The following is a 16,031-nucleotide window of genomic DNA, read 5'->3' as shown; positions in this document are numbered from 1 at the left end:
GGACCAGCTCACGGCCTCGAAGCGCTCCCGCGCCGTCCCCGTGGGCGCCTTTCCGCGCCCGATGTCCGGTATGACGCCCGTGCCCGTTCCGGGGTTCGCCATGCGGGCGGGCGGGCCGCCGGGGCCGGGGCGCGGGCGGTCAGGCGATCGCGCGGAAGGCGGCCGGCAGGGCCGTGATCACGTCGAACGCGCTGATCGGCGACTCGCCGTCGCCGGCCGGGTCGGAGGCCAGCCGCGCCGCGAGGCCGTGCAGGTACGCTCCGGCCGCCGCCGCGTCGAGCGCGGCCATCCCCCCGGCCAGCAGCGCGCCGATCAGGCCGGACAGCACGTCGCCCGTGCCCGCCGTCGCGAGTCTGGGCGTCCCGGTCGGGTTGACCCGCACCGGACGGTCCTCCTCGGCGATCAGCGTCGTGGAGCCCTTGAGCAGCACCGTGGCCGACAGCTCGGCGGCGGCCCGCCGGACGTGCTCCAGCCGCCGCGCCTCGATCTCGTCCCGCGCGGCGCCGGTCAGCCGGGACAGCTCGCCCGCGTGCGGGGTCAGCACGGTCGGCGCGGCGCGGCGCAGCAGGTCGCGCCGGCGAGCGAGGACGGTCAGCCCGTCGGCGTCCACCAGCGCGGGCAGCTCCGACCCCAGCACCTCGGCCAGCAGCCGCTCGGCCGCCTCGCCCGTGCCGAGCCCCGGCCCGACCACCCACGCCTGGACGCGGCCGACGCCCTCCAGCGGCCGGTCCGCCCCCGGGTCGATCACGGTCGCGACCGCCTCGGGCCAGCGCTGCCGCACCAGCTCCACCGGGTGCGCGACGGACGCGAACCGCACCATCCCCGCGCCGCCGTGCACGGCCCCGCCCACGCTCAGCACGGCGGCGCCGGTGAACGCGTCGCCGCCGGCCACGATCCCCGCCACGCCCCGGCGGTACTTGTCGGACTCGGCCCCCGGCTCGGGCGGCTCGACGTCCACCGGCCGCGCCGCCACCACGTCCGGGTCCGGCAGGTCGCCGCCGAGCCCGATGTCGACCAGCTCGACGACCCCGGCGCGCGCCGCGCCCGGGTCGATCAGCAGCCCCGGCTTGTACGTGCCGAACGTCACGGTCACGTCCGCCCGCACCGCCGCGCCCTCGACCCGTCCCGACCCGGCGTCCACCCCGCTCGGCACGTCGCAGGCCACGACCGTGCCGGTCGCCTCGGAGGCCAGCCGCGCCAGCGTGGCGTGCGGCTCGCGCAGGCCGCCCGTCCCGCCGATCCCGGTCAGCCCGTCGATGATCAGGTCGGCGCCCGCGATCTCGTCCCCGACCGCCGCCGCGGAGGCGTTCAGGAGGCGGCCGCCGGCTGCTCTCAGGGCGGCGAGGCCGCCTTCGTGGAGCTTGGAGCCCGCCTGGACGGCCACGACGCGCGCGCCGCGGCCGGCGAGCCGGGCGCCCGCGTACAGCGCGTCCCCGCCGTTGTCGCCGCCGCCGGCCAGCAGGACGACGCGCGCCCCGTACACCGAGGGCAGCAGCCCGGCGCACACCGCCGCGAGCCCGGCGGCGGCGCGCTGCATGAGCGCTCCCTCCGGCAGCCTCGCCATCAGGGCGGCCTCCGCCGCCCGGACCTTCCCGACCTCGTGCGCGTACCTCATCGCAGCTCCCTGGTGACCGGCGCTCGTCCCCAGGTTTTCACGCCCGCCCCCCGCGTCACGCGAACAGCCCCGCTCGTACTTTGTGGCGCAAGTTACAGCGTTCGGCCGTAAGAGTGATCCCGCCGCCGCGCGCTCCGTAGAATCATGGCGACCGGGTCCGCATGTCCTGCGCGTGACCGCCCTCCGGTACGGCAGACTGCGCACTGAGCACTCCGTTGGGCTGGAGAGGCCGCTGCAATGAGCGCATCCCGAGGTCCCTCCGTCCGCCAGCGCCGGCTCGCCGCCGAGCTGCGGAGGCTGCGAGAGCAGAAGGGATACACCGGAGACGACGTCGCCGACAGTCTGTCCTGGTCCACGGCCAAGGTCAGCCGGATCGAGAACGCGCGCACCGGCGCGAAGATCACCGACGTGCACCGCCTCCTCGACCTGTACGACATCGGCGGCAGCCGCCGCGACGACCTCATCGCCCTGGCACACGATGCCGCCGAGAAGGGCTGGTGGGAGGACTACCGCGACCTGCCGGGGCCGTACTCGGACTTCATCGCGCTGGAGGCGGAGGCGACCGCGCTCCGGGAATGGGACAGCACGGTCCTCGCGGGCCTGCTCCAGACCGAGGGCTACGCGCGGCACGTGATCGGCGGCTGGAGCGATCTGGCCACCCTTCCGCCCCAGGAGCTCGAACGCCGGGTCGAGGTCCGGATGCGCCGCCAGGAACTGCTGACCGGACCGGATCCGCTGGAACTGTCGGTCGTTCTCGACGAGGCCGTGCTGATGCGCCGGGTCGGCGACCGCAAGGTGATGTACGGACAACTGGAGCATCTGTGCCGGCTGGCCGAGCTGCCGCACATAAACCTGCAGGTTCTGCCTTTGAGCGTCACACACTCAGTGTTGACGGAATCGTTTATCCTGCTGGAATTCTCTCCGGTGCATGACATCACATTTCCTGATATCGTGCACACGGAAAGCCTGACTATCAGTCATCTGGTGGACGAGGCTGTTACTTTCATGTACAGACTCGCTTACACCAGTCTCGCGAGCCAAGCCTTGAGCACCGTCGAATCGCGGCGGAGAATCGTCGAGCTCAGAGATGAGTGGCGGTAGCCGGGCGACGTCTCGTTTTATTCGGCATGAAAGGCACCTGGTGTCCCCTTTCGTCACCCCTGCCCCGCAGTGGAAGAGAAGCGCCCACTGCGGCGCCAGCAACACGTGCGTCGAGGTGGCCCCGCTGGCCGGCCCGTCGTACGTCGGGGCGCGCGACGCGAAGAACGGAGCCGACGGCCCCGTCCTGACGTTCTCCCAGGGCGAATGGCGCGGATTCATCGCACGAGTGAAGAGGGGCGACCACGACCTGGAATGACGCAGGCGGCGGGACACGCCGCACCAACGCGCCCGTGAGGGCACGCCGCCGACGCGCGGCGCACGCGAGCCGAGTACCGACTCAAGAGCAATTGACGTCGGACTCGGCTCGTTCATTTGAACGTCATCCCCCCGTCATATCCGGGCCGCCCGCGACCGTTCCGGAACGCCGCCCGCCTTTTCTTCCGGGCCGCGCCCGCGGTGAGATTCTCAAAGAAACTCCCTTTCTCACGGCCCACAGCCATCTCGCACCGAACGTGACGAACTACTTCCTCCCAGTGAGCGCACCGGCAACCGGCGCGCACGGGTAACTCACGCGTATCCGAGGATCTTGTTACCGTTAGGTAGACGGCGCGACGACGACATCACCTCAGGCACCCAAGAGGCAGGAGCCGGGATGAATTCCCAGTCGGCATCCACCATCCGCTGGAGGCGCAGCGCCAGGTGCGCCCACACGAGCGGATGCGTTGACATCGCCCCGTTCGGAGGAGGGCTAGTCGCGGTCAGGGACGACGGCCCCGAAGATGAGATTCTCATTTTCGCCGGCACCGAATGGAGGAGGTTCGCCGGCGACGTCAAGAAGGGCCGCTACGACCTTCCCTAAACGCTCGGACAGGGCTACTCGACGGTTACGGATTTGGCGAGGTTGCGGGGCTGGTCGACGTCATGGCCCTTGGCGGTGGCCAGCTCGCACGCGAACACCTGGAGCGGCACGGTGGTGACCAGCGGCTGGAGCAGGGTCGGCACGGCGGGCACGCTGATCAGCGTGTCGGCGTAGGGCTCGACGGAGGTGTCGCCCTCCTCGGCGATGACGATCGTGCGGGCGCCGCGGGCCCGGATCTCCTGGATGTTCGAGACGATCTTGTCGTGCAGGACGTCCCGGGCCCGCGGCGGCACCACCACCACGACCGGCAGCCCGTCCTCGATCAGCGCGATCGGCCCGTGCTTCAGCTCGCCCGCCGCGAAGCCCTCGGCGTGCATGTACGCCAGCTCCTTCAGCTTGAGGGCGCCCTCCAGCGCGACCGGGAAGCCCACGTGGCGGCCGAGGAACAGCACGCACCGCTCGCCCGCGAGGGACCGGGCCAGCTCGCGGACCGGCTCCATGGTCTCCAGCACCTTGTCCACCTTGTCCGGCATCTGCGCCAGGAGCTGGACCATCGCGAAGACCTCGTCGCCCCACTTGGTGCCCCGCACCTGCGCGAGGTAGAGCGCGATCAGGTAGACCGCGACGAGCTGGGTGAGGAACGCCTTGGTGGACGCGACCGCGATCTCCGGGCCCGCGTGGGTGTAGAGGACGCCGTCGCACTCGCGGGGCAGCGTCGAGCCGTTGACGTTGCAGATGCCGAGGAGCTTGGCGTGCTGCTCGCGCGCGTGCCGTACGGCCATCAGCGCGTCCATCGTCTCGCCCGACTGGGAGATCGCGATGACCAGGGTGGAACGCGACAGGATCGGGTCGCGGTAGCGGAACTCGCTCGCCAGCTCCACCTCGCAGGGCAGCCCGGCCCAGTGCTCGATGGCGTACTTGGCGATCAGGCCCGCGTGGTAGGACGTCCCGCAGGCCACGATGATGATCTTGTCGACCTCGCGCAGCTCCTGGTCCGGGATGCGCATCTCGTCCAGGGTGAGGCGGCCGTCGGCGCCGATCCGGCCGAGCAGGGTGTCGGCGACCGCGCGCGGCTGCTCGGCGATCTCCTTCAGCATGAAGTAGTCGAAGCCGCCCTTCTCGGCGGCCGAGACGTCCCAGTCGACGTGGTAGGCCGTGGTCTCGGCGGGGCGGCCGTCGAGGTCGGTGACCGTCACGCCGCCCGCGCGCAGCTCCACCACCTGGTCCTGGCCGAGCTCGATCGCGTCGCGGGTGTGCGCGATGAACGCCGCGACGTCGCTGGCGAGGAAGTTCTCGCCTTCGCCGACGCCGACGACCAGCGGCGAGTTGCGGCGCGCGCCGACCACCAGGTCGGGGTCGCCGGTGTGCACCGCGACCAGGGTGAACGCGCCCTCCAGGCGGCGGCAGACCCGCCGCATCGCCTCGGCGAGGTCGCCGGACGACCTCAGCTCGTTCTCCAGCAGGTGCGCGACGGCCTCGGTGTCGGTGTCGGAGGACAGCTTGTGGCCGCCCTCCTCCAGCTCCGAGCGCAGCGCCGCGAAGTTCTCGATGATCCCGTTGTGGATCACCGCGACGGCGCCGGTGCAGTCGGTGTGCGGGTGCGCGTTGCGGTCGTTCGGCGCGCCGTGCGTCGCCCACCGGGTGTGCCCCATGCCGAGGGTGCCCGCCGGCGGCGGTTCCTCCTCCAGGGCGTTGCGCAGGTTGACCAGCTTGCCCGCGCGCTTGGCCGTCGCGAGGCGGCCGTCCGCCAGCACCGCCACCCCGGCCGAGTCGTAGCCGCGGTACTCCAGCCGCGCCAGCCCCTCGACCACCACGTCCAGCGCCGGCCTCGCGCCGACGTACCCCACGATTCCGCACATGGCGGCAAGCCTATTCGGTACGCCCCCGTCGCTCACCCAGCCGGGCCGGGCGTGATCGACTCCACCCCGGAAACCGACCCGGCGCGCGGCCCCGCAGGTCGGTGGCTATAGCGTGGACGGCCGGTGAACCGCAGGGACCGCCCCTTGGCGGGTGGCTACTGTTCAGTCATGACGAGCGGATGGGACGGCGTGCCTAGCCCTTACGTGGAACTCTCGCGCGACGCCTGGCGGGCGCTGCGGGAGAACACCCCGCTGCCCCTGACCTCCGGCGAGCTGGAGGCGCTGCGCGGGCTGCGCGACCCGATCGACCTCACCGAGGTCGAGGAGGTCTACCTCCCGCTGTCGCGGCTGCTGAACCTGTTCGTCCAGTCCGACGGGGGCCTGCGCGACACCGTCAGCGGGTTCCTCGGCGAGCCGGTGCAGCCGACGCCGTTCATCATCGGGGTCGCCGGAAGCGTCGCGGTCGGCAAGTCGACCACCTCCCGGCTGCTGCGCACGCTCCTGGCGCGCTGGCCCGAGCACCCGAGCGTGGAGCTCGTCACCACCGACAGCTTCCTGTACCCGAACGCCGTTCTGAGCGAGCGCGGGATCATGGACCGCAAGGGCTTCCCCGAGTCGTACGACCGCCGGGCGCTGGTCCGCTTCGTCTCCTCGATCAAGGCGGGGGCGGCCGAGTACGACATCCCGGTCTACTCGCACCTGGAGTACGACGTCGTCCCGGGCGCGTCGCAGACCGTCCGGCGCCCCGACATCCTGATCGTCGAGGGCCTGAACGTGCTCCAGGCCCCGCCCGCCGGGCAGCTCGGCGTGTCCGACTTCTTCGACTTCTCGATCTACGTGGACGCCCGCGTCGAGGACATCCGGCAGTGGTACGTCGACCGGCTGTTCGCGCTGCGCCGCACCGCGTTCACCGACCCGCGCTCGTACTTCCACAAGTACGCGCACGAGCTGGACGAGGACGAGACCGCCGCGTTCGCCCAGCGGATCTGGCGCGACGTCAACGAGATCAACCTGGTCTCCAACATCCTGCCGACCCGCGCCCGCGCCACCCTCGTGCTCCACAAGGACCGCGACCACGCCGTCCAGCGCGTCCGCCTCCGCCGCATCTGACCGCCTTCCGCACCGCCCGGTCGCGGCGAGCCGCCCGTCTCGGCTTCCGCACCGTCCGGTCGCGGCGAGCCGTCCGTCTCGGCCTCCGGGCGGCCCGGTCGCGGCGAGCCGTCCGCGCCGTAGCGGCCCATGGCGGCCACGCGCCGCGTTCCGTCCCGGGCACGGCGGCGGACATGCCACCCATCGGGGGACAATGCGGGTGGTTCGGGAGGTGGTAGCCAGGTGCGAACGGCGGCCCGCAAGCGCTACACCGACCTGCTGCGCCTCGCCTACCTGGCCCTCGACGACGGCACGTCTCCGTCCACGGCCGACGGTTGGGCGGTGCTGGGGCGGGCGCGGGGAGCCGTGCGGCGGGCTCGGGGGCGTCGTACGGGGCCGTACGGCGGGGGCTGGTCGGGGTGCTCGCCACGGAACCGCCCGCGAGGCCGCGCGTGACCCGGCCGCGGCTGTTCGTGGAGCCGGCCGTCACCCCGCCGGGCCCGGCGCGCGCCGCGCTGCGGGAGCTGTCCCCGCACGAGCGCCTCGCCTTCGTGCTGTGCCGGGTGGAGGGCCTGACGCCGCCCGAGGCCGCCGCCGAGCTGGGCGACCGCCTCCTCGTGACCGCCGGGGACGTCGACCGCGCCCTGGCCGCCGTCGACCGGGCCTCCGGGCTCGGCGCGGAGGCGCAGCGCGCGGAACTGCTGGCGTTCGACCCGGCGCTCGTCCGCCTGCGCCCGCCGCCGCGCGCCTGGCCGGTCGCGGTCGTCCTCGCCGCGCTCCTCGCCGCCGGCGCGCTGACCGCCCGCGGCCTCTCCGGAACGGGCCGTACGGACGATCCCGTCCTCGTCGGGCCGGGCCGCTGGCGGGCGACCGGCACCCCGACGATGGACGACTGGCCCGCGCGGGGCGGCCTGACCGGCGACCGGGCCCTGCTGCGCCGCGCCGCCGCCGCGTGGCGCGCGGACCGCCGCGCGCCGCCCCTCGGCCGGGCCGCCGTGCTCTTCGCGGACCGGGTGGACGGCGCGTCCGTGGTCGTCCTGCGCGACTCCCCCGGGCTCGGCGACCCGCCGAGCGTGGCGCAGTACTTCGAACGGCCCCTGACGCGGGGCGTGGAGTCCGTCCGCCGCCTCGGCTCCCCCGCCGGGCAACTGATCATGGTGGGGACGACGTGGCGCTACCTCGTCCCCCCGTGGTTGTCGGACCCGCGCGTCGCCCTGCCGTCCGAGCGAACGCCCGGCTGGCGCCCGATCGGCGTCCGGAACGGCCTGACCAACCCGGTGCCGTGGCGCTGGTTCACGCCGCGCTGCCAGAACTACGTGGCGGTCCGCATGGTCCACCGGCCCGGCGCCGGCGGGTGGCCGCGCCGCCTCACCCAGCTCGTGTCCCACAACCCCGGGTCAACGGCTCCGCGCGTGTGGTTCCGCGACGCCGGCCCCGACGACGAGGGCTTCCAGTGGGCCGCCGTACGGGCGGCGACCTGCGCGGCGGCGGCGTCCCTCACCGAGTCCGGCGACCTGCGGATCGGCAGGCTGTGGCGCGGCTCGCTCCCCGACGGCGGCGGCCGGGCGACCCTCATGACCGTGGACGTCGCGTCGCCCTGGGGCGCCCCGGGCGCGGCGGTGCTGATCGGCGACGACGGCCGCGCCCTGTCCGGGCGCGGCGGCACCAACGGCGACTACGCCTCGCCCGCCGCCACCACGGCCGGGGCGGTCTGGTGGCCCTCGCGCCGCCGCTGGCACCTGGTGGCCGCCGCCGGTCCGTCGGTCACCCGCCTGAAGACGATCGGGGACGTCGGCGGCCACGAGGGCAACCCGCTCCTCGTCCCCGGCCCGCCCGTGCGCGGCGCGGCGCCCGCGACCGAGCCCCTCCCCGTCGTCCAGGTGGTGGCCTACGAGGCCGACGGCGACCGCACGGTCATCAGCCCGTCCTGACCCGCCCCTTCCCCATCCCCGGCCCCGGAACGGGCGCGGGCGGGGTGGTCAGGGCTGTGGGTTCGGGGGTGGGGCGGCGATGGCTTGGGCTATGCGGTCGGCGTGCTGTTCCTGATGGCGGGTGATACGCCAGACGACCAGGATCGCCAGGACGGCGGCGGCGATGCCGACCGGGGCGAGCAGGACGAACGCCTGGAGCTGCGCGCGCATGGCGTCCAGCGACGACTCGCCGTCCATCCGGCCCGCGACCTGGTCGCCGACGAGGTAGACCAGCCACAGCGTCCACCAGGCGTTGATCAGGGCGGTGCCCTTGGAGGGGGCGACGGCCTCCCAGACGTCACCGACGATCCGCCGGGGGACGAACAGGTTCAGGATCGGCACCACCCAGCCGAAGATGATCCACGGACGGCCCCAGTGCTGCGGCGAACCGCTGATGACCTCGGCGTTCGTCCGGGCCCGCCACAGCCAGACGATCACGGTGACGGCGGCGAGGACGAACCCGGCGCTGCCCTGGACGGCGAGCACGGTGATCACCGCGTCGTGCAGGTCCAGCAGCCCCTCGTCGATCTCGGCGGTGCCCAGCAGGTAGAGCGTCCACAGCGCCGCCCCGCCGAAGACGAGGAGGGTGAGCGCGTGCAGGCCGAGGGCGGTCATGGCGGCGTACGCGGCGCCGCGCACCGGCTTGACCGGGCTGCTCGGGTACGCGCCCGTCGCGTACGGGCTGAACCCGCCGTACGAGCCGTTCGGCGGGTTCGGCGGGCCGGTCGGCGGGTTCGGGGGGTTCGGCGGGGGTGTCGGATTCATGGGGGGTCCGTTCTCGGGAGCGCGGCGAACGCGCGGTCGCGGTGGAAGAGGTAGGCGTTCTCGATGCCCTCGCCGAGGTACAGCCAGGGCTCGCGGGAGACGTGCCCGCCGGTCGCCGCGAACCGGGCCGCGGCCGACGCGGCGTCCCCGCCGGACAGGAAGCAGAACGCGAAGATGTTGTCGGCGCGGGCGTCCTCCGGCCGGGGGTCCCAGTGCGGCGAACGGACCGACAGGTCGGCGGCGGCGTGCAGTTCCCGCTGGACGGAGGGCGAACGGAAGTAGGCGTCCATGGCGTCCTCGGTGTCGCGGTCCAGCCACATCTCGATGTGGGCTTCGGCGACGAGGCTCGCCAGGGGGCTTCCGGGCGGGGCGGCGAGGGCGCGGTCGCGGGCGAAGTCGAAGAGCAGCCCGACCGAGCCGCTCCACTTCGGCGCGAGGCCTTGGAGCATCTGCGCGTGCGCACGGCGGTGCCACGGATGCCGGACGATCACCTCCTTGAACCGGCGGCCGAGCTCCTCCAGCCCCACTTCGAGGCCGCGGGCGGACGTGACGAGGTGCGCCCACGGCTCGGGGTCGTCGGGGGCGAGCCCGATGGCGCGTTCGAGGTCCTCCTCGGCGGCGGCGAGCCGTTCCCAGAACGTGTGGAACCGCGACCTCTCGGTGTGCTCGGCCTCGGCGTGGCCGCGCGCCTGCCAGGCCCAGCCGACGCCGTGCGCGCCCCTGACCAGGTGCGCGTCGGGGTTGCGGGGCTCGGCGGCCACCCAGGCGTCCAGCCAGGCCGGACGGCCCGCCCGCTCGGTGGCGGCGGCGACGTGGAACGCGCGCGCGTCGGGGTCGGCGGTGCCGCGGAGCAGGTCGCGGAGGCCGCCGTACAGCCCGTTGTCCAGCTCCTCGCGAACGCGTCGGGCGTCCGGATCGCCGTAGGTGACGTCGTACGCGGCGTCAGGCATGCGCGGCCGCCTCGGCGTGCAGGGGTCCGAGGTCGCGGAACGGGCCGCCCGGGATGTCCAGTTCGTCGCGTACGGAGGCGATGTCGCCGGACAGGACGCGGGCGGCCAGCTCGTCCACGGGCGTGCCGTCCCAGACGGCGTCGGCGGGAGCGGACCAGGACGCGGTCCAGCGGCCCGCGTGCCGTTCGACGATCTCGGCGGCGAGGGCCGTGCGGAAGGCGTTGCGGAGCGCGGCGTCGGGGTCGGCGGCGTCCGGAGCGAGGGCGCGGGCCAGGTCGTGCGCGCGGCCGGTGGCGACGAGTTCGAGGGCCTGGTCGAGCCCGCCGCGGTCCCACTGGGCGCCGACGGCGACGGCCCGCGAGCGCAGCGCGTCGCCCGCCGCGGCGAGGCCGGGCCCGAGGATCTCGGCGGCGGCCTCGTCCCAGCCGATCGGCCGGAGCGTGGCGGAGCCGGTCGCGGCGCGGGCGACGATGAGCGCCATCTCGCGTTCGGTGCGCTCGGGGTCGGCGACGAGCCGCCACGCCGGAGCGGAAGGCGGCACGGAGGCGGAAGGCGGCACGGAGGCGGAAGGCGGCACGGAGGCGGAAGGCGGCACGGGGACGGACGGCGGCGCGGGGACGGACGGCGGCGCGGGGACGGGCGGCGGCGCGGAGGCGGACGGCGACGGCGGCGCAGGGGCGGGCGGCGGCGCGGAGGCGGACGGCGGCGCGGAGGCGGACGGCGACGGCGGCGCAGGGGCGGACGGCGGCGCGGGGTCCGTGTCGCCGAGCGCGGCGATCAGGCGGACGCGCTCGCCGATGGACGGGTGCGAGTCCCACCGGCCGGTCTCCTCGGCGAGGACGGCCTCGCGGACGCGCACCAGCTCGTCCTGCCGGGCGGGCTCGGTGCACAGGGCGCGGAACCCGGCGTACATCTCCTCGGGCCAGCGGCCGCAGCGCCACAGGGGCGTGACGTAGCGCTCGACGAAGTGGTCGAACGCGCTGTCGGCGATCCCGGTGCGCTCCAGCGCGCGGATGGCCGCGGGGCCGCCCGCGACGCGTACGGCGGCCCGGTCGGCGGCGCGTTCCTGGGCCCGGGAGACCGCCATCGTCGTCCGCCGGAACAGCAGGAAGTAGAGCCGGAACGGCCGGGCGATCAGCGCCTTGACCAGCCTGCCGTCCTCTTCCAGTACGCGCACCGTCTGCTGGATCTTGCGCTGCGCCCGGTGCACCAGCGGGCCGAGCCGGGTGTCGCCGCCGGTGATGTGCCCGAACTCGTGCGCGAGGACGGCGCGCAGCTCCGCCTCGTTCAGCACGCTGAGCAGGCCGAGCCCGACGCCGAGCACCACCTCGCCCTTGACGAGGCCGAGGAGCCTGGACTCCTGCGAGACGAACGCGGTCACGCCGGGCACCAGGTGGATCCGGTCGGGGGCGGGCGCGCCGAGCGCCGACGCCAGGTTCCGCGCCTCGGCCCACAGCACGGGCTGCGTCGCGGGCGAGGTCTCGATGCCGAGCGGCGGCCCGTCCTCGCCGCGGCGCGCGCCGGAGAGCATCCCCCTGGCCAGGCTGAAGGCGCCACCGAGCAGCGCGACCACGACGAACGCGAACCCGGCGGGCGGCACCCGGTCCTGGGCGACGACCAGGACCACCAGGCCCGCGACGGCGCCGAAGATCACCGCGATCAGCGCGAGCGCCAGGGCGTAGAAACCGAGCAGCAGCGCCAGCGCCAGACCCGCGCGGAGGCCGAGGAGAGAAGCGTGTGCTTTCACGGCGGAAGATTGTGGTGGAGATCGACTTGACTCGGAAGCGATTGAAGGGTCAAAGAATCGTGACCGTCCGCCTCAGGCCGTCCCGCCAACCGATGGAGGCCGAAGCGCGTCCGCGCGAGCCTCGTACACCCCCGGCGAGCCCCTCACCTGGGCGGGAACGGTCCGTCACCCTCGCCGAACACCTCGGAGCGCCCGCGACCGAGCCGAACGCCAACGTCACACACCGTGACGACTCAGGGGCATGATCAGGCTGACCCGGCGTTCAGCAAGGTGGCGGGCAGCGGGCGCCGGGAGGCATCTAGCCAGCGCTGAGTGGCACCGAGACGGCACCCGCGTACGTCGCGCGATCGGGGGGCCCAGCACTCCACAAGCCCGTCCCGCCGCCTCAGCCGCCTCGCCTGTCTCAGCCGCCGCGTTCGCCTCAGCCGCCGCGCCCGCCCCAGCCGCCTCGCCCGCTTCGCCCGTCGCGGCTACTCCGCGCTGGCCACCGACAGGCTCCGCAGTCGGACGGCCGCGAGAAGCGTCCCCGCCACGGTCACTGCGACCAGCAGCGGGACCGCGACGGCCAGGTCGACCGTGGACTTGACCGCCGTGGCCCCGGTCAGCGTGTCCGTCACCGACAGCGCCCACTGCTGGATCGACGCCGACTTAGCGCCGGGCGCGAAGTTGCCGAGCAGCGTCTCCCACACCAGCGCGTACAGCAGGCCGATCGTGACCGCGTTGCGGCTCACCACCGCCAGGGCCACGAACACCGCGCTGTACGCGACGCCGCCGACCAGCACGCCCACGGTGAACGCGGGCCCCATCCCCTCGGTGCCGCCGGCGCTCAGGATCATCCCGGACAGCAGCGTCGGAACGGCCGCGAACGCCCACACCAGCACGATCGCCACCGCGAGCTTCGTCAGCACGATCACCGGCCGCGGGATCGGCTTGGTCAGCACGTACATGATCTGCCCGTCGTCGATCTCCGGGCCGATCACGCCCGTCCCGGCGATCAGCGCGAGCAGCGGCAGCAGCGTCGCCAGCCCGAACCGCTGGAGCACGTTCGCCGACACGTCCAGGTCGTCGTTCCCCGTGATCCGCAACGCGACGGCCATGACGACCAGCATCAGCGGCAGCGCGAGGAGCAGCAGCGCGCGCCGCCGCCCCAGCATCGCCCGGAACGTGATCACCGCGATCGTGGAGTTCATTCAGCGTGCCACCAAATACGAGAAGACGCTTTCGAGGGACTCGTCGGACGGCGAGACCTCCCACAGCCGCACGTCGGCGTCCCGCGCGACCTGCGGCAGCAGCCACGTGAAGCGCTGGAAGTCGACCGCCTCCACCTGGAGGCCCTTGTCGGTGAGCTGGACGCTGCGAGCCGAGCCGTCCGCGATGATCGCGGCGGCGAGCCGGCGGTCGTCGCCCGACCGGACGAGGAACAGGTGCGGCCGGTCGGTCATCAGCCGCCGGATCTTGCGGAAGTCGCCGGACGCCGCGTGCCGTCCCGCCACGACGACCTCGATGTGGGACGCGAGCCGTTCGACCTCTTCGAGGATGTGCGAGGAGAACAGGATCGTGCGGCCCTCGGCGGCCATCCGCTGGATGAGGTCCATGAGCTGGAGCCGCTGCCGCGGGTCCATCCCGTTGAACGGCTCGTCCAGCAGCAGCACCGGCGGGTCGTGCACGAGCGCCGAGGCCATCTTGATGCGCTGCTTCATGCCCTTGGAGTAGTTGCCGATCTGCCGGTCGGCGGCGTACTCCATCTCGACCCGGTCGATCGCGTGCTGCGCGGCGGCGCCCGGCTCGGCGAGCTTGTGCAGCTTCGCCATCGCCAGGATGAACTGGCGCCCGGTGAGGAAGTCGTAGGCGCTCTCGCGTTCGGGGACGAGCCCGAGGGAGCGGTAGACGTCCGGGTTGCGCCAGACGGGCGCGCCGTCCAGCGCGACCGTCCCCGAGGACGGCGGCAGGAACCCGCCCATCATGTGGATCAGGGTGGACTTGCCCGCGCCGTTCGGGCCGAGCAGCCCGGTCACGCCGGGCCCGATGGTCATGGAGATCCCGTTGACGGCGACGACGTTGCCGTACCAGCGCGAGACGTTCTCCAGGACGAGCTGGCTCACGAGAGGCCCGCCTTCCGGTACCTGCGGTACAGCACCGCGACCGAGCCCGCCACGATGGCGGCGCACAGGGCGAGGGCGACGATGCCGCCCTGGATCCCGGGCGCGATGCCGACCGAGGAGCTCTGCGCGCCGAGCAGCCGCACCTGCACGATGTCGACCAGGTTGAACGGCGCGAACAGGCCCGCCCAGCCCTGGAGGGTGAAGTTGGTCTGCGTCTCGGCGATGCCCTGCACGATCGTCACGACGGTCGTGCTCAGCATGAACACCGCGATGACCGCGGCGACGCCGAACCCGCGCCGCGGCGTGAACGCCGACACCACCATCCCGATCGCGCCGAGCACGAAGGCGAACACCACGCATCCGGCCATCGCCCCGAGATAGCGCAGGAGCTGCTCGGACGAGTCGGGCATCTTGGTGACCAGCCCGCCCGCGTACAGCACGGTCACCGGCACCCCGATCAGCGCGAACAGCGCCGTGGTCATCGCGCCCACCTTGGCGAGCACGAAGTCCAGGTGCCCGACCGGGCGGGAGAAGTACAGCGGGACGACATGGAAGCGCAGTTCCCGCGACGCCAGCACCGGCGCCTGCGTCGCCACGAAGATCGCGATGATGACCGACAGGGTCGGCGCGTACGAGGAGTACCGGATCAGCGTGTCGGGCTCCTTGGAGATCCCGAACGCCGCGACCGAGCCGGCCGCGGGCAGCAGCATGATCGCCGCCAGCAGGAACGGCATCACCTTGGCGCGGGCCGGCCGTCCGAGCCCGAACGCGGCGCGCAGGTTGTGGACGTACAGCGACCGCAGCACGTAGCCGCGGCCGAGCCGCTTGCCGTCGTAGTGCCGGTAGCCGATGTCGTGGATCGTGCTCGTGCTCATCGCGGCGCTCCCTGCGACGGCGGCTGGACCGGCTGCCCCGGCTGCCCCGGCTGCCCCGGCGTGCCGGGCACCGGACCGCCCTGCCCGCCGGGCGCGGGCCCTCCAGGCGCCGGAGCGCCGGGCGCCGGACCGCCCGGCCCCACGGGGCTCGGCGGCGCGGCCGCGGCGGGCTCGGCGGCGAAGACCTCTTCGATGCGGTGGCGGCGCTGCTCCATCCGGATCAGCCGCAGCCCGAGCTCGGCGACGCCGTCGCGGACCTGGTCGTAGGTGCTCTCGCCCGCGATGTCGATCAGCAGGAACCGGCCCTCCGGGCGGACGGCCACGCCCTGGTCGTACAGCCTGTGCCCGAGCAGGTCGCGGCCCTCGTCCACCTCGACGGTCAGCACGCCGCTCGCCTCGGTGTACGCCTCGACCGCCTGCGAGCGCAGCAGCCTGCCGCCGTCGATGATCACGACGTGGTCGCAGACCCGTTCGAGCTCGCCGAGCAGGTGCGAGGTGACCAGCACGCTGATGCCGAACTCCGACCCGACGCGGTGGATCAGCTCCAGCATCTCGTCGCGTCCGGCGGGGTCGAGGCCGTTGGTCGGCTCGTCGAGGAAGACCAGCTGCGGGTCGTGGACGAGCGCCTGCGCGAGCTTGACCCGCTGGCGCATCCCGGTCGAGTAGCCGCCGATGGGCCGGTAGCGCTCCTCGTACAGCCCCACGTGGCGCAGGGTGTCGGCGGCGCGTTCGCGGGCGGCCGTGGGCGGCAGCCCGCACATCCGGGCCATGTGCACGACCAGCTCGGTCGCGGAGATGTCGGGCGGCAGGGCCTCGTACTCGGGCATGAACCCGACCCGCTCGCGGATCCGCAGCCCGTCGCGGGCGATGTCGAGCCCGAGGACGGTCGCGGTGCCCGCGCTGGGCGGCAGCAGGCCGAGCAGGATCTTGATGAGCGTCGACTTCCCGGCGCCGTTGGCGCCGACCAGGCCCACGACGCCGGGCTCCACGGACAGCGTGAGGTCGTTCAGGGCGGTCACCCCGGAGAACCTCATCGTCAGCCCTTGGATGGCGATGATCGGCATACTTCCGAACCTAGTGCTTACCGGACGTCCCCGCG

At 73.5% G+C, this 16,031-nt stretch carries 15 protein-coding genes; 6 read left to right on the top strand and 9 right to left on the bottom strand.

Annotation, left to right across the window (positions count from 1 at the left end; genetic code table 11):
- Positions 1–139 precede the first annotated feature (139 nt).
- Positions 140–1,615, bottom strand: coding sequence for an NAD(P)H-hydrate dehydratase (locus GEV43_RS19120; protein ID WP_160821863.1), 1,476 nt, complete (start codon positions 1,613–1,615; stop codon positions 140–142).
- A 237-nt stretch (positions 1,616–1,852) separates the two neighbouring features.
- Between GEV43_RS19120 and GEV43_RS19115 the strand changes: the two genes are divergently transcribed.
- The 3 genes from GEV43_RS19115 (at position 1,853) to GEV43_RS56165 (ending at position 3,575) form a co-directional block, all read left to right on the top strand.
- Positions 1,853–2,716 (top strand): helix-turn-helix transcriptional regulator, encoded by an 864-nt coding sequence (locus GEV43_RS19115; protein WP_160821862.1) that lies wholly within the window; start codon positions 1,853–1,855, stop codon positions 2,714–2,716.
- Positions 2,717–2,756: 40 nt separating this feature from the next.
- Complete coding sequence (locus GEV43_RS19110) at positions 2,757–2,972, top strand: DUF397 domain-containing protein (protein ID WP_309239711.1); 216 nt, start codon at positions 2,757–2,759, stop codon at positions 2,970–2,972.
- 396 nt (positions 2,973–3,368) lie between these two features.
- Positions 3,369–3,575 carry a DUF397 domain-containing protein gene (locus GEV43_RS56165; protein WP_160821860.1) on the top strand — a complete coding sequence of 69 codons (207 nt, stop codon included), beginning with the start codon at positions 3,369–3,371 and terminating at the stop codon, positions 3,573–3,575.
- A 14-nt stretch (positions 3,576–3,589) separates the two neighbouring features.
- On the opposite strand, the gene glmS is transcribed toward GEV43_RS56165, so the two are convergent.
- Positions 3,590–5,434: a glutamine--fructose-6-phosphate transaminase (isomerizing) gene (gene glmS, locus GEV43_RS19100; RefSeq protein ID WP_160821859.1), complete on the bottom strand. Its 1,845-nt coding sequence runs from the start codon at positions 5,432–5,434 to the stop codon at positions 3,590–3,592.
- A 168-nt stretch (positions 5,435–5,602) separates the two neighbouring features.
- Between glmS and coaA the strand changes: the two genes are divergently transcribed.
- From coaA to GEV43_RS19085, 3 genes are all read left to right on the top strand, one after another.
- Positions 5,603–6,544, top strand: coding sequence for a type I pantothenate kinase (coaA, locus tag GEV43_RS19095; RefSeq protein ID WP_164717203.1), 942 nt, complete (start codon positions 5,603–5,605; stop codon positions 6,542–6,544).
- Between the two features lie 222 nt (positions 6,545–6,766).
- Positions 6,767–6,979, top strand: a complete 213-nt coding sequence (locus GEV43_RS19090; protein WP_160821858.1) for a hypothetical protein — start codon at positions 6,767–6,769, stop codon at positions 6,977–6,979.
- Positions 6,976–8,454 carry an RNA polymerase sigma factor gene (locus GEV43_RS19085; protein WP_160821857.1) on the top strand — a complete coding sequence of 493 codons (1,479 nt, stop codon included), beginning with the start codon at positions 6,976–6,978 and terminating at the stop codon, positions 8,452–8,454. The genes GEV43_RS19090 and GEV43_RS19085 overlap by 4 nt, the downstream gene beginning before the upstream one ends.
- Positions 8,455–8,502: 48 nt before the next feature.
- On the opposite strand, the gene GEV43_RS19080 is transcribed toward GEV43_RS19085, so the two are convergent.
- From GEV43_RS19080 to GEV43_RS19050, 7 genes are all read right to left on the bottom strand, one after another.
- Entirely contained in the window at positions 8,503–9,258 is a 756-nt protein-coding gene (locus GEV43_RS19080; RefSeq protein WP_160821856.1) for a DUF4328 domain-containing protein, read from the bottom strand.
- Positions 9,255–10,208 (bottom strand): hypothetical protein, encoded by a 954-nt coding sequence (locus GEV43_RS19075; RefSeq protein WP_160821855.1) that lies wholly within the window; start codon positions 10,206–10,208, stop codon positions 9,255–9,257. Before GEV43_RS19075 ends, GEV43_RS19080 begins: the two co-directional genes overlap by 4 nt.
- On the bottom strand, positions 10,201–11,955 hold the full coding sequence (locus tag GEV43_RS19070) for a M48 family metallopeptidase (protein WP_160821854.1): 1,755 nt from the start codon (positions 11,953–11,955) through the stop codon (positions 10,201–10,203). Before GEV43_RS19070 ends, GEV43_RS19075 begins: the two co-directional genes overlap by 8 nt.
- A gap of 470 nt (positions 11,956–12,425) precedes the next feature.
- The gene (locus tag GEV43_RS19065; RefSeq protein WP_160821853.1) at positions 12,426–13,145 is read right to left on the bottom strand and encodes an ABC transporter permease; all 720 of its coding nucleotides are present in this window, start codon (positions 13,143–13,145) and stop codon (positions 12,426–12,428) included.
- Complete coding sequence (locus GEV43_RS19060) at positions 13,146–14,057, bottom strand: ABC transporter ATP-binding protein (protein ID WP_160821852.1); 912 nt, start codon at positions 14,055–14,057, stop codon at positions 13,146–13,148.
- On the bottom strand, positions 14,054–14,932 hold the full coding sequence (locus GEV43_RS19055; RefSeq protein ID WP_160821851.1) for an ABC transporter permease: 879 nt from the start codon (positions 14,930–14,932) through the stop codon (positions 14,054–14,056). Before GEV43_RS19055 ends, GEV43_RS19060 begins: the two co-directional genes overlap by 4 nt.
- On the bottom strand, positions 14,929–15,996 hold the full coding sequence (locus GEV43_RS19050; protein ID WP_175250088.1) for an ABC transporter ATP-binding protein: 1,068 nt from the start codon (positions 15,994–15,996) through the stop codon (positions 14,929–14,931). Before GEV43_RS19050 ends, GEV43_RS19055 begins: the two co-directional genes overlap by 4 nt.
- Positions 15,997–16,031 lie beyond the last annotated feature (35 nt).

It is taken from the genome of Actinomadura sp. J1-007 (assembly GCF_009793335.1).
Taxonomy (GTDB): Bacteria; Actinomycetota; Actinomycetes; order Streptosporangiales; family Streptosporangiaceae; genus Spirillospora; species Spirillospora yumaensis.
The sequence above is the reverse complement of the archived record's forward strand: the minus strand, read 5'-3'. Positions and strand labels throughout refer to the sequence as shown.

Bases quoted from the DNA above. Each gene is read 5' to 3' on its own strand.
- coaA (WP_164717203.1), top strand. From the start codon at position 5,603: ATGACGAGCGGATGGGACGGCGTGCCTAGCCCTTACGTGGAACTCTCG.
- GEV43_RS19050 (WP_175250088.1), bottom strand. From the start codon at position 15,996: ATGCCGATCATCGCCATCCAAGGGCTGACGATGAGGTTCTCCGGGGTG.
- GEV43_RS19075 (WP_160821855.1), bottom strand. From the start codon at position 10,208: ATGCCTGACGCCGCGTACGACGTCACCTACGGCGATCCGGACGCCCGA.
- GEV43_RS19115 (WP_160821862.1), top strand. From the start codon at position 1,853: ATGAGCGCATCCCGAGGTCCCTCCGTCCGCCAGCGCCGGCTCGCCGCC.
- GEV43_RS19080 (WP_160821856.1), bottom strand. From the start codon at position 9,258: ATGAATCCGACACCCCCGCCGAACCCCCCGAACCCGCCGACCGGCCCG.
- GEV43_RS19055 (WP_160821851.1), bottom strand. From the start codon at position 14,932: ATGAGCACGAGCACGATCCACGACATCGGCTACCGGCACTACGACGGC.
- GEV43_RS19120 (WP_160821863.1), bottom strand. From the start codon at position 1,615: ATGAGGTACGCGCACGAGGTCGGGAAGGTCCGGGCGGCGGAGGCCGCC.
- GEV43_RS19065 (WP_160821853.1), bottom strand. From the start codon at position 13,145: ATGAACTCCACGATCGCGGTGATCACGTTCCGGGCGATGCTGGGGCGG.
- GEV43_RS56165 (WP_160821860.1), top strand. From the start codon at position 3,369: ATGAATTCCCAGTCGGCATCCACCATCCGCTGGAGGCGCAGCGCCAGG.
- glmS (WP_160821859.1), bottom strand. From the start codon at position 5,434: ATGTGCGGAATCGTGGGGTACGTCGGCGCGAGGCCGGCGCTGGACGTG.